Origin of the sequence: Hymenobacter negativus, assembly GCF_017571495.1 — a bacterium.
GTDB lineage: Bacteria > Bacteroidota > Bacteroidia > Cytophagales > Hymenobacteraceae > Hymenobacter > Hymenobacter negativus.
This window is the reverse complement of the sequence record NZ_JAGETZ010000024.1, coordinates 51,289-64,607: the sequence shown is the minus strand read 5'-3', so window position 1 is coordinate 64,607 and position 13,319 is coordinate 51,289. Positions and strand designations below refer to the sequence as shown.

The 13,319-nt window shown below is 60.1% G+C and carries 7 protein-coding genes; all 7 read right to left on the bottom strand.

The genetic code is table 11. The features are described 5' to 3' along the window. Window positions 1-110: 110 nt before the first annotated feature. The 7 genes from J4E00_RS28560 to J4E00_RS28525 all read right to left on the bottom strand — a co-directional run bounded on the left by J4E00_RS28560 (window position 111) and on the right by J4E00_RS28525 (window position 13,316). Entirely contained in the window at window positions 111-1,178 is a 1,068-nt protein-coding gene (locus J4E00_RS28560) for a Gfo/Idh/MocA family protein (protein ID WP_208178775.1), read from the bottom strand. Continuing rightward, window positions 1,171-2,412 (bottom strand): extracellular solute-binding protein, encoded by a 1,242-nt coding sequence (locus J4E00_RS28555; RefSeq protein WP_208178774.1) that lies wholly within the window; start codon window positions 2,410-2,412, stop codon window positions 1,171-1,173. The genes J4E00_RS28560 and J4E00_RS28555 overlap by 8 nt, the downstream gene beginning before the upstream one ends. Then, window positions 2,402-4,786, bottom strand: coding sequence for a CaiB/BaiF CoA transferase family protein (locus J4E00_RS29765; protein ID WP_236050319.1), 2,385 nt, complete (start codon window positions 4,784-4,786; stop codon window positions 2,402-2,404). The genes J4E00_RS28555 and J4E00_RS29765 overlap by 11 nt, the downstream gene beginning before the upstream one ends. A 95-nt stretch (window positions 4,787-4,881) precedes the next feature. Next, window positions 4,882-6,093, bottom strand: coding sequence for an ABC transporter substrate-binding protein (locus J4E00_RS28540; RefSeq protein ID WP_208178773.1), 1,212 nt, complete (start codon window positions 6,091-6,093; stop codon window positions 4,882-4,884). A gap of 136 nt (window positions 6,094-6,229) precedes the next feature. Continuing rightward, a complete protein-coding gene (locus J4E00_RS28535) occupies window positions 6,230-9,451 on the bottom strand; it encodes a glycoside hydrolase family 2 TIM barrel-domain containing protein (protein ID WP_317196689.1) in 3,222 nt (1,073 codons plus the stop codon). A 161-nt stretch (window positions 9,452-9,612) separates the two neighbouring features. Beyond that, window positions 9,613-12,108: a beta-galactosidase GalB gene (gene galB / locus J4E00_RS28530; RefSeq protein WP_208178771.1), complete on the bottom strand. Its 2,496-nt coding sequence runs from the start codon at window positions 12,106-12,108 to the stop codon at window positions 9,613-9,615. 77 nt (window positions 12,109-12,185) lie between these two features. Next, window positions 12,186-13,316 (bottom strand): glycosylase, encoded by a 1,131-nt coding sequence (locus J4E00_RS28525; RefSeq protein WP_208178770.1) that lies wholly within the window; start codon window positions 13,314-13,316, stop codon window positions 12,186-12,188. Window positions 13,317-13,319 lie beyond the last annotated feature (3 nt).

Below are 13,319 nucleotides of genomic sequence, written 5' to 3'. Positions count from 1 at the left end.
GGACTCTGCGAGTCCGAGCGCGAGCGCAGCGAGCATCCGGCGTCCGCAAATGAATAATTAACCTAGCGCAGATGCTCGCTGCGCTCGCGCTCGGACTCGCAGAGTCCACGCTACTGTTTGCCGTCGCTCGATGCGTAGGCGGCTTCCACCACGGCCATGGTTTTTATCACGTCCTTCACGCTGGTGGGCAGTATATCGGTTTCGCCGTTTTTGTAGCGCATCAGGCTGCCCATCGTGCCCATGAAGGCATCCGGAAACCACGAGCCTTCCAGCGCTACGGTATGCCAAACCGGCTTTTCGCCCTCGTGCATGATGCAGTACTCAAACTTGTCGGGCATGCCGTGGGGGTAGTTCATCAGCAGGCCCATGCGGGCTTTGATGGCGCCTTTCGTGCCTTCCCATTTGATAAAGCTCTCCTGGTTTTCGGGCCCGAAAGAATGGTCGTGATTGGTGTTGATGACGGTGTGCATGGTGTCGCCGTAGTCAAACAGGATGGTGGAGCGCGACGACGACAGAGCCTTGGCCGGGTGCCGTAGCGTCTTGGCCAGCACGCGATTGGGTTCGCCCAGGAAGCTGCGAATCAGGTCGATGTAGTGGATGCTGTGGTACTGAATTTCGAGGCGTGGGTGCACCATCACGTGCGGGAACAGCTCCCAGGGTGTTTCCAGCGTCACGCGCACTTCCATATCATACAGCTCGCCGATGAGGCCTTGGCGCAGCATCTCGCGGGCAGCGGCCACGTAGGGCGCAAAGCGCAGCTGACAGTTGATGGCAGCCACCAGGTTTTTGCGGCGGCACACCTCCAGAATTTCCTGGCTTTGCCAGAAGTAGTCGCCCATGGGCTTCTGAATCAGCACGCCGGCTCCGTCGGGCAACTGGTTGAGCGTTTCCACAAACTGCTCGGGCATGATGGTGATGTCGTACACGGCATCGGCGGGCGCGTGGGCCACGGCGTCGGCCACCGAGTCGTACACGTGCGGGATACTCCACGCAGCGGCCAGCTTTTCGGCCCGGGCGCGGGTGCGGTTGGTGATGCCCACCACCTCGAAACCGGCCTTGCGGTAGGCCGGCAAATGCGCGTCGTTCACGATGCCGCCCGCGCCGATGATGACGATGGGCAGCGGCCGCCGGGGCAGCACGGGTAGGTAGGGAATCTCGGTGTTTTCCAACTTAAACATGGTCGAGCGCGTTAATTTTCTGTTGGCCAGCGGAAAGCAGTTCCTCCACGGGTGCGTTGGTATTAATTGCCTCTATTACCACCTCATCGATGATGCCAGCAAGCTGCGCCCAATTGGCTTTGGGCGGCAGGCTTTGGGCCTGTTGGTGCAGCATTTCCAGCTTGTGGTAGTAGGGCACGAGGGCGTTGATTTCGGCATCGTGCCAGGTCGAGAGGCGGCAGCCGATGCCGCCTTCCATCGTCAGCAGCTTGTCGTTTTCGGGTCGGGTGGCGTAGCGCAGAAACTCATACGCCAGGTCCTTCTGCCGGCTGCCCGCGCCGATGGCGTAGAGCCAGTACACGTTCAGCGAAGCCGACTGCCCGCCCGCGCCATGCGGAATGCGGGCAATATCAACGCGGCCCCGCACCGGGCAGTCCGCATCCACGTCGCACACCGCCGCAAAGCCAAACCAGTTGACCATCATCGCCGCTTCGCCCCGCGCAAAGGCCTGGCCAGCGGCCACTGACTCATACTGCATGGTCTGCGGGTGCACGGCGGCCTGGTCGCGCAGCAGTTGGCGGTAGAAGGCGAGGCCTTCGGCTGCCACCGCGCTGTCAATGCGGACGTTGCCTTGCGCGTCGACTAACTGGCCGCCCCGTGTCCAAAGGTGCAAGCAGAAATCGAAGACGGTATTGTGGCCGTCGGGGTAGCCGGCGGCTACGAAGCCGTATAGGTTGTCATCGGGCCGTTGGAAGAAGCGCGCTACCGTCTGGAAGTCTTCCCAGGTTTCGGGCACATGCAACGGGCGGCTGTGTAGTTGCTGAAAACGGGCCTGCTCCTGCGGGCTATCAAACAGGTCTTTGCGATAAATGAGGCACTCTGGACCGTCGTGAAACGGTAGGCCCATTACGGCTTCACCAACCTGCTGCATCCCCAGCAACGAAGGGCTCCAGCCAGCTGGGAAATCGGCGGGCGAGTTTTGCTGGATGTAGGGCGTCAGGTTTTCAAGTGCGCCGGTGCTGGCGGCTTCCGGCAGCCAGTCGGTGTTGATGTGAGCCACGTCCCAGCTGCCATTCTGTAAGCCCTTTTCGGTGAGTAGGCTGGCATGTAGCTCGTGCAAATCCATGGGCACCATCTCTACGGCTAGTTGGCAGCCAGTTTCCTGGCAAAAGCCGGCCCATAGCTTTGCCATGGCGCTTTCGAAAGGGCCAAACTTGCGCACGGCAATCCGAAAAATAGTGGGCTCAAGCGTCATGGCGGGCGGCTTGGAAGATGGCGATTTCCGCCAGGATGGCGGCATTATCCTGGCCTAGCTGGGGCGAACCAATGGGCGAGGTCAGCAACTCGCCATCGAAGCGGATGGGGCAGCGGGTGGTGCGGTACTGGTAGCCGTCACTCATCGTCACTTCCTGCACCATGTTCAGTGCCGCAAAGCCCTCGTGGCCCAGCAGCTTATCCCAGCTCAGCACGTTGGCACACCAGATGTCGGCGGGCTCCAGGATGGCGAGCCAGGCTTCGGCAGTGTCGGTTTTCAGGTGCTCGGCCAGCGTGGCTTTTATCTCGTCGCGCTGCGCGAAGGCCTGTGCGGGCTCCGGGTATTGCAGCAGCGGTTCGCAGCCCAGCAGCTGGCCCAGCTTTGGGATTGAGCCCATGGCCAGGGCCAAAAAGCCGTTGCTGGTCTGGTAAATGCCGTAGGGCGCGCCGAGGTAGGCGTGGGCGTTGTTGTGGGTGGTGCGCTCGGGCAGCGCGCCGCCGTCGTTGAAGAAGGTGGTGATGGTTTCGAACTGAAAATCGAAGGCTGATTCCAGCATACTCACCTGCACCAGCCCGCCCTCCCCGCTGACACTACGGCGCACGAGGCAGGCCAGCAGCCCTTGCGCGAGGTGGGCGCCGGCCAGCATGTCCACGATGGACAAGCCCATGGGCACGGGGCCAGCGTCGGCGTTGCCGCTCAGCCAGGTCAGGCCCGATACGGATTGCAGCAGCAGGTCCTGGCCGGGTTTGTCGCGCCAGGGACCTTCGGGGCCGTAGCCGGATATTTCGCCGTATACCACATTGCGATTCTGGGCTTTCACACTGGCGTAGTCGAAACCGAGGCGCTCCATCACGCCGGGGCGGTAGTTGTGCATCACCACGTCGGCGCGCCGGATTAGCTCCCACACCTGGGCTTTGTCGTCCTCATTTTTGAGGTCCACAGCGAAGCTTTCCTTGTTGCGGTTGATGGCGTGAAACACCGACGATTCGCCATTCATGATGACGTTCGAGGTGTAGAGGTGCCGGCAGATGTCGCCGGTTTCCGGCCGCTCAATCTTGATGACGCGCGCGCCCATATCAGCTAGCCGTAACGCCGCCGAAGGTCCAGAGAGGAATTGGCTGAAATCGACAATTAGCAGCCCTTCAAGCGGCCTTTTTTCTGTCCGAACCACATGCTTTGCGTCCGCTTTCTTGGAGAAGGAGACAGGGGAGATGTTACTAGCAGTAGCTAAGTTAAATTCCTCCTTAATCGCCTCTGTGTGGCGGCCCGGCGTGGGCGCGGCCTTATCCGAATACAGCTTCTCACCGTCGATGCGGATGGGGCAGCGGGTAGTGGGCAGTTGCTGCCCATTAGTCAGGTTCACGAGTTGCCTCATGCCCAGCACCTCATAGCCCGGGCTGTTGGTAGCTTGCTGGTAGTTCAGCACCTCGGCGCACCAGATGCCCAGCGGCTCCAGCTTCGCGAGCCAAGTGTCGGTAGGCTTTTCGCGCAGCTTAGTAGTGAGGCGGGCGGTGATGTCATCGCGGCCGTCAAACCAGGAGCTAGCCGTGGGGTAATCATCCAGAATACCCGTATCCAGCAGCGTATCAAGTTTACCGAGGTTGCCCATTGCTAGGGCGAGGTAACCGTCTTGAGTTTGGTAGATGCCGTAGGGAGCACTCAAGTAGGCGTGGGCAGTGCCACGTGCCGCGCCGCGCTGGGGCAACTGGCCGCCGTCGTTCAAGTGTGTAGTTAGCAGTTCAAACTGCATATCAAGCACCGATTCGAGCAGGCTGACTTCAACCAGCACGCTTCGGCCGGTTTTGCTGCCCTTGAGCAGCGCCGCCAGCAGTCCTTGGGCGAAGTGCGAACCACAGATAATATCAGCCACCGCAATGCCGAAGGGCGTCGGCCCATCGTCTTTCGTGCCCGACAAATACGCCAGCCCCGACATGGACTGAATCAATAAATCCTGCCCTGGCTTGGTGGCCCAAGGGCCGTTGGAACCGTAGCCCGTCACCACGCCGTAGATGATGCGCGGGTTGATGGCGCGCACGGCGTCGTAGCCGAGGCCGATTTTCTCCATAATGCCTGGTCGGAAGTTGTGGGTCAAGATGTCGGCCTGGGCCAGCAGCTGCTTCACCTGAGCCAAGTCGGCGGGGTTCTTGAGGTCGGCGGCGTAGGATTCCTTGTTGCGGTTGATGGTGTGAAAAACCAGGCTGCTGCCTTCCACAAACAGGTTTTTGATAGCAATCTGCCGGCCAGCCTCGCCCGTGCCCGGCCGCTCAATCTTGATGACGCGCGCGCCTAGGTCGGCTAACCGTAAGCCAGCGGAAGGCGCGGCTAGGAACTGACTGAACTCGATAACTAAAAGGCCGGAAAGGGGGAGGGACATTTCTGTACTTGAGGTTGGTGCTATTGTAGCGTGGACTCTGCGAGTCCGCGCAACGAGCGTAGCGAGTATTGGCGTGTAGATAATGCGGGCGCGAGCTACTCGCTGCGCTCGTAGCGCAGACTCGCAGAGTCCACGCTACTGTTTGGCTGCGCCATTGCTCTGGATTTCACATATAACTCATTCAACTCGCGCAGCAGCGCCCGTTCATCGCCGCCGTGCATCAGGTACTGGCGCACGGGCTCGCCGGCGTGGTCCTGGAAGAACATGTGGCCGTGGTAGCGCGGGCGTAGGAAGGCGCGCTGCAAGGCTGGCAGTGTGGCGTTGAAATAGTTGCTGGACTGCGCGTTCACATGCGCATCCTGCCAGGCAGTGAGGTGGCCGGGCTGGCCGCCGTTGTCGAAGTACAGCGTTTGCTGGCAGGTGGGCGAGGCCACGAATTCGGCGTAGCGCACGGCGGTTGCTACCTGGGCGCACTTGGCGGAAATGGCTAGGCCGGTGCCGCCGAGGGTGCTGCGCAGGCGCGTGCCGCCGGGTGTGAGGGCTACCATGTCGTGGAAATGCAGCAGGCGGCGGGCGTAGCCGCGCCGGGCGTAGTTGGAGTAGCCGTAGGCGAAGGGGCAGTAGGCCAGCGCGTCGGTCTGCGTCATGGCCTCGTACACCTGAATGGGGTTACGCTGGAAGCAGGCCGGGTCCACTTTGCTGGCCAGCTCGCGGAACATCTGTAGTGCTTGGATGCCAATGGCTTCGCTCACAACCTCGTCCTCGCGCTGGCAGGGGTCTTCGCCCAGCGAGCAGCAGAACATATAGAAGCTCATCAGCGTGTCGATGGGAATGAGCGAGAAGGCCACCAGGCCCTGGTTAGCTAGGGCCAGTAGGTCGGCGAAGGTTTCAGGGAGGGCCAGGCCGTGCTGGGCCAGCAGGTCGGGCCGGCTGGCGGCCACGGGGGTAGCGGCGTCGATGGGCAGCGCCCACTGGTGGCCGTTGAAGGTGTAGCTCTCGAAGGAATGACCAACGGTATTAGCTTGCTGGTCAGCCATAAAATTGGCTGGCAGGTATTCATCCAATGGCAGGATGGAGCCAGTGCGCGCCGCAAAACCGGCCCACGGATGGTCAATTACCAGCAAATCAAACCGCTCGGCCAGCTGCTGAATCGACTCGTCGGCAAACTGTTGCAAAGAGCGTTTCTCCCAGGTGATGCTCACGTTGGGATTCAGCTCCGAAAAGCGTTGCGCGGTAGCGGCCATCGGCACGAAGCCCCGGCTGTGGTTCCAGGTAATTCCTTTTAAGTGAATGAGGTCGGTTGGCATTTCGGTTGGGATTCTTATTTGGACGTCATGCTGAGCGCAGCGAAGTATCTCGTATGTGGTTGTAATTCAATATTTTTGATTAGTGAAAGCACGCGAGATGCTTTGCTGAGTTCTGCAAGACGGTCTTTGTTAACGCTTAAAACTTGATGCTTTTGGCCAACGTGGCCGCGTCCTTCTTCCCGCTCACAGGCAGCAGGTAGAAGCTGTAGCTATAAGGCTTGGCTGGCACCTGGTACTTCTCAATCGGGGCGGCTTGCGCGTCCCAGCTGGTGTTGCCGCCCATGCCCATTTGCACGAGGTCGATGTTGAGGGTGATGAAGCCAGCGTCTTTTAGCTTGTTGGTATGGCGGGCTTTCTGGATGTTTTGCTCAGTGTAAGGCCAGGCGCTCATGCTTAGCAGGCTGTCGGCCACCACCAGCAGGCCAGTGTTTTGCTTGTCGGCCAGCTGCATCCAGCGCACGTCGGTGCGGTTGGCGTACTCCATCGGCACCACGTATGATTGAGCAAAATCACTGAGCGGCAGGCTATAAATGCCCGCGTCGAATCCGTAGCGGCGGTCGATGTAGTTTTCCATCGGTCCCCGGCCATAGAAGCTAATTTGCGTGTCGGCGTGGCGGATACCGCACTGCATACCTACCCGTGGGATGTTGGGCAGGGCGGCGGGCGTTAAGTCGTAGGCCACTTTCAATGTGCCGTCGCCGTTCAGCGTATAGGTCACGCGCACAGTGGTTTTGCCGTCGGTGAGTGAGTAGGTGCTGGTGAGGCTGGCTTGGCCAGGTTTCGACTTGTCCAGCGTCAGGCTTTGCAGCTTGGGCTCGGTGGTAAACCACTCTTTTAGCTTCTTATCGGCCTTCCAGCCGCGCCGGTCGTTGTCGGTGAGCGGGCGGGTGAAGTGGGGCAGCAGTGGGGCCGCCAACTGCTCGGTTCTACCCTGGCGGTAGGAGGTAAGCGCGCCAGTTTGCTTGGCTATACTCACTTGGAAGTCATTGCCAATGAGCACGTAGGCCGAAGCATCGTCGCGCACGGTCACGGCCGGGTAGGTTTTGGTTGATTTCGCGGGCTCGGCCAAACCAGTGAGTGCAAACTGGTTGCTGGCCACCTCGTGACCAGCCTCGGCCCAGCTTATTGCCTGCGGCAGGGTGAAGGAAATCGTGGCCAGATATTCCGCGCCAGCCTTCATTTTGGGCAGGTAGGGCTTGAGCGAAATCACCGTGTCTCGCCCGGCTGCCAGCTGCAGGCGTGGCAGCGGTTTGGTCGAAATCACGCGGCCATCCTCACGCACTACAAGCCTCACGGCATAGTCGGCCAGCGACTTGCTGGCGTGGCGGTTTTCCACTTTAATCGAGCCTTGGCCGGCAGCGGTGAGCGTGCATTCGGCGGGCTGGTACACCCGCTTGCATTCGTAGATAGCGGCGTGCGGTCGGCCATCCGAGGCCACGATGCCTTTGATGGTGAAGTCGTCGTAATACTTCTCCTTAAAGTCGCCCCCGTAGGCGTAGAAGGCGGTGCCGGTCGAGTCCTTTTTCAGCAGACCCTGGTCCTTAAACTCCCAGATGCAGCCGCCGATGATGCGCTTGGTAGCGCGCCAGGTGTCCCAGAACTCCTTCATGTTGCCGGTGGCATTGCCCATGGAGTGGGCGTATTCGCAGAAGAAAATGGGGCGGGTGTCGCCGTTTTGCTGGTTGGCCAGCAGCTCGGCCGTGAACAGGCCGGGGTACATGCGGCTCACCATGTCCACGTAGGCCTGGTCGCGCGGCACCTGGATGCGGTAGGCGTGGTTTTTGGGGTAGTTTGGGTCGTTGGGGTCGATGTAGCCGTCGAGGTGCGGGTCGCCCATCGCGGGCTCGTAGTGGATGGGCCGGGTGATGTCGAAATCGTGCAGCCAGGCGGCCATCGCGGCGTGGTTGGGCCCGCGGCCGCTCTCGTTGCCGAGGCTCCAGAAGATGATGCTGGGGTGGTTTTTGTCGCGCAGGGCCATGCGCATGCTGCGCTCCTGGTAAGCTGCAGTCCAAGCCGGGTCGTTGCTGAGCTTCGAGCCTAAGCCGTGGGTTTCGAGGTTGGCTTCGTCGATAACCAGGATGCCGTACTCGTCGCAGAGGTCGTAGAAATACGGGTCGTTGGGGTAGTGGCTGGTGCGGATGCAGTTGAAGTTGAACTGCTTGAGTGTGCGCACGTCTTCTCGAATGTCGTCGCGGCTCACGGCCATGCCCTTGGTGGGGTGGTGGTCGTGGCGGTTCACGCCGTAGAGGTAGGTCAACTTACCATTAATCAACAGCTTGCCGTTTTCCTTGGAAAACTCGATGCTGCGGAAGCCCACTTTGCAGCTTTTGCTTTCCAGCACTGCGCCGGTTTTGTCGGTCAGCGTCAGCACCAGCGTGTAGAGGTTGGGGGCCTCGTCGCTCCACTTCAGCGGGTTGCGCACAGTGGTTTCGAGCAGGCCGAATTTGGCATTGTCGAGGCGCGGGTAGGGCTCGTTGATGATGCTTTCGGCGGTGCGCTGCAAGGGTTGCGGCAGCACGGCCGCGCCCGTTTTGTCGAAGAGCTGGGCCTTCACCTGGCAGCCGGAAATGTCGTTGTTGCCGGTCAGGTTTTCGAGGCGCGGGCGGATGCTCAGCACAGCGTCTTTGTACTGCTTATCTAGCTTAGCCTGCCAGTGAAAGTCTGCTATGCGCAGCTTGGGCTCGGCCAGCAGCAGCACCTCGCGGAAGATGCCGCTCAGCCGCCAGTGGTCCTGGTCTTCCAGGTAGCTGCCATCCGACCAGCGCATTACCTGCACCGATACCACGTTCTCGCCCGCCTGCACGTAGGGCGTCACGTTGAACTCCGAGGGCAGGCAGCTGTCCTCCCCGTAGCCCAGAAACTTCCCGTTCACCCACACCTTAAACGCTGAGCTAACGCCCCCAAAGTGCAGCGTTACATTCTGGTTCTGCCACCCGGCCGGCACCGTAAACGTGCGCTGGTACGAGCCCACGCCATTGTAATCCTGCGGCACGAAAGGTGGGTTCACGGGCCGAAACGGGTACTTGGCGCTCTTGTAAATGGGCAGGTCGTAGCCGTTCATCTCCCAGTTCGACGGCACGGCCAACTGCTTCCAACCCCGCACCCGGCTCTTGTAGAAATCCTTGGGTGCATCGGCCGGCTTTATCGCAAAGTTGAAATCCCACAAGCCATTGAGTGATAGCAGGCGTGCCGTCTTGTCGCGGTCGCCAAGCAGTGCGTCTTTTTCGGTGGGGAAGGAGTAGGCCGTAGCCCTTGATTTGTCCCGGTTCAGTTCTGTAATCTGCGGAATTTCCCAAGCATCACCTTCGGGGCCAGCGTAGATTTTGGGCGGGTTAGAAACGCCGGGGAAGAAGTACACGCTGGCTTCCTGGGCGCTTGCTGCGAGGGGTAGAAGGAGGAGCAGGATAGCCCAGACGGGGAACCTCACCCCCCGGCCCCCTCTCCCGCGGAGAGGGGGAGCCTGACGACTCTTGAAATACTGAAAAAAGTGCGCGGAGGATTTATGCATTGTTTTATAAATCAATTTCTTGCAGTCTGACGTTTGGCTCCCCCTCTCCGCGGGAGAGGGGGGCGGGGGGTGAGGTTCCCCGTCTGGACTGTCATATTCGTGCTACTCAACATCACCGAAGCCGCTTCCAGCCCCTCAGCTTCTGCCCGCACCGTAATAGCTCCCGCCTGCTCCTTCGTCTGAATAATAGCCAGGCACATCCCGTTGTAAGCCTTGCGCTCTGGTGCTTTAAACGATTCCATGCTGGCCTGATACCCGTTGTCAACCCCGGCCACAAAGCCCGGCCCGCTCACCGAAAACTTCACCAAATTGGCCGCGTCAGGCACTAGGTTGCCTGCCGCATCCAGCACGCGCACCGTGATAAAAGACAGGTCCTTGGCATCGGCCCGTAGCTTGCTGCGGTCGGCGGTTAGCTCGATTTTGGCGGCTGGGCCAGCAGTTTCTACCGTGCTCGTGAGCACCGTTTGGCCGGCTTTGCGCGAGATGGCTTGCAGGGTGCCAGGAGCGTAAGGCACGCGCCACATCACATGCAGGTCGTCGGCGCCTTTCTTTTTTATGCCCAGCGACTTACCACTCAGGAATAATTCCACCTCGTCGGCCTGGCTGTAGTAAGCCCACACGTCCACGATTTGGCCGGGGCGCCAGTTCCAGTGCGGCAGCAGGTGTAGCACGGGCTTAGTTGTCCATTCGCTTTGGTAGAGGTAGTAGGCGTCTTTGGGAAAGCCGGCCAGGTCGATAACGCCGAAGTAGGAGCTGCGCGCCGGCCACGGATAGGGCAGGGGTTCGCCCAAATAGTCGAAGCCGCTCCACACGAAGGCTCCGCTGATGAACGGGCTGTTTTTGACGGCGCGCCAGGCGGCTTGGTGGGTGGCGCCCCAGTAGGGCGCGGCGTTGTCGTAGCTGGAGGCCGTGAAGTCCGGATTGCCGGTGGTGAGCTTGGTTTTGCCGTCTTTGGGCCAGATGCGCATGCTATCGGAGGGCAGGTCGTAGTGCCCACGCGTCTCAAACGCCGCCGCGATTTCGGTCGCCAGGAATTTCTGATTAGGAAAGCTAGTGGGCAGCTTGGGGTATTCAGCGTGCTTGTAATTGAAGCTTAGCAAATCGAGCACGCTGGCTTGGCTGATGAAATTCTTGGCCGGCTCCTGTTCCGTGAGGGCCGAGGTCACGGGCCGGGTGGGGTCGAGGCGCTTCACGGTGGCCGTCAACTCGCGGGTGAGGCGGGTGCCGGTGCTGTCGAACTGCTCCCGAATTTCATTGCCGATGCTCCACAGGAACACGCTCGGGTGGTTGCGGTCGCGGCGGATTTGGTCTTCCAAATCGCGCTGATGCCACTGCTTGAAATCGAGGTGATAGTCCTGGCCGTTCTTCTTTCTCTGCCACATGTCAAACGCCTCGTCCAGCACCAGGAAGCCCATCCGGTCGCACAAGTCCAGCAGCTCCGGCGCGGGCGGGTTGTGGGCGGTGCGGATGGCGTTGCAGCCCATCGTTTTCAGAATTTCCAGCTGCCTTTCCATCGCCCGCACGTTCACAGCGGCCCCCAGTGCCCCCAAATCGTGGTGCTGGCACACGCCCTGGATGCGCAGCGGCTGTCCATTTAGTAAAAAGCCGGTTTGGGCAAACTCACAAGTGCGGATGCCCAGCGGCGTTTCGTACTCATCCTCGGGTTTTTGGTCCGTCAAAACCGTCGTTTTTACCCGGTACAAATAGGGCTTTGCCACCGACCATAATTGCGGGTTTTTTAGCGTCAGTTTCTGCGAAACGGTGGCCGAAGCGTTGGCCAGCTTCATGCCCGGCGTCAGTTGTCGAGCTACTTCCCGGCCGCTTTGGTCTAGCAGCACTGTTTGCAAGGTCACCGTTTTGGGGGCGCCCGTGGCGTTACGTAGCTGCGTTTGCACAGCCACGGTAGCAGTCTGCGCACTCACGGCGGGCGTGCTTACGAAGGTTCCCCACTCATCCACGGCCACCTGATGCGTGGTCACAAGCCGCACGTTGCGGTAAATGCCCGAGCCGGTGTACCAGCGTGAGTCCGGCTGAGCCGAATTATCGACCCGCACAGCCAGCACATTGGGCTTGCCTGCTGGCTGCAAATAGCGCGTCAGCTCGTAGCGAAAGGAGATGTAGCCATTGGGCCGCTGCCCCAGCGAATGGCCATTCAGCCACATCTCGCTGCGCTTGTACACCCCATCGAACTCGATGAACACGTTGCGTCCCGCCGTAGCTGGCAGCGTAAACGTCTTGCGGTACCAGCCGGTGCCGGTGGGAAGGCCGCCGCCCTCGGGCTTAGCTGGGTTCTTCTCGTCAAACTTGCCCTCAATGCTCCAGTCGTGCGGCAGCGTCAGCTTGCGCCAAGCGGCATCATTAAAGGCTACTTCTTTTGCGCTGGCCTCGTCGCCAAGATAGAACTTCCAGCCCTGGTTAAAATCCGCCACCACCCGCGTGCCCGGCTGCGCCCCAAAGATGCTTTGGGAGCTGAGTAATAGTAGCAGGCAGAGGAGTAGGCGAGGCATTGGGTGGGATGTAGCGCGGACTTTTAGTCCGCGAATGTTTGGGGGTATTAGCGTTACTCGCGGACTGAAAGTCCGCGCTACTTCGCTTCTTTCGACTTCTTCACTGGCGGCGCGATGAATGCTACTGTGCTCTTGCCCAAATCCTTTGAGGTAGCCACTGCGATGCCGCGCTGGTCGGGCTTGTTCACGGCGCAGTAGTAGTGGTACACCACGCCTTTGTATTTCAGCACGAAGGACTTGTGGGCAAAAAGCTCGTCGTAAGGCTCCGAGGGCTCCACCAAGTTTGCCCCCGTCCAGTCAGTCCAATTTTTCAGGTCGTAGGAGCAGGCGAAGCGGTTCACGGCGCCCTTTACGCCTGGGTAGAAGGCGCCGAAGTAGAACATCGTCCACAATCCGTTATCCATCTTTTGCAGGTAGGCGTCGCCCGTGATGCCGGTGTGGTGGTTGAGTACGGGGTTGCGCAGGTAGCGCGTCCAGTGCGTCATGTCGTCGCTCACGGCCATGCCGATGCGCTCCGCGCCGCGCTTGGCGTTGAGGCTGTCGCCATTGGCGTTGTAGTACATCACAAAGGGGTGGCCGGTGAGCTTGCTTTTGTCCCACACCACCGAGCTTTTATAGATGGTATGGTTTTCCCACCAGCGCACGTCCTTGTCATCGGGGCGCAACACCGGCTTAGCCAGGCGCTGCCAGGCGGGCAGCGTGGTGGGGTCCTTATCGGTAGAAGCCAGGCTGATGGACAAAACGCCCTTCTCGTACCCCCGCGAGTTGCCGCCGAAGTACGACAGCCAGTACTTGCCTGCGTAGGGCTGCCACTCATAGCTGCCGCCCCACTTGGGGTCCTGCAGGGCCACGTAGCCGGCTTTTTGGTTGGTGTCCCAGTCAGTAGTATCGCTGAAAGACAAGATTTTGCCTTTTGTCTCCCACTTCAGCAAATCTTTGCTCTGCGCCAGCCAGGTTTCGTAGCCGCGCCCGTCGTAAATGATGTATGTCATCCACCACTGCCCGTTTTTGCGGAAAACGCTGGGGCAGTCCATCTTCTTCTTATTGTCGTCCGTCACGAGCACCAGGCCGTACTTGTAGGGCGTTTTCACTTCCTCGTACACCTTCTGCATCTCGGCGGCGGGCACGGCTGTAGGCAAGGCTTTTTGTGCCCAAGCCGACTGGCAAAGGCCGCTAAGTAGCAAGAGAGAAGCAAGTTTAATTTTCATGCA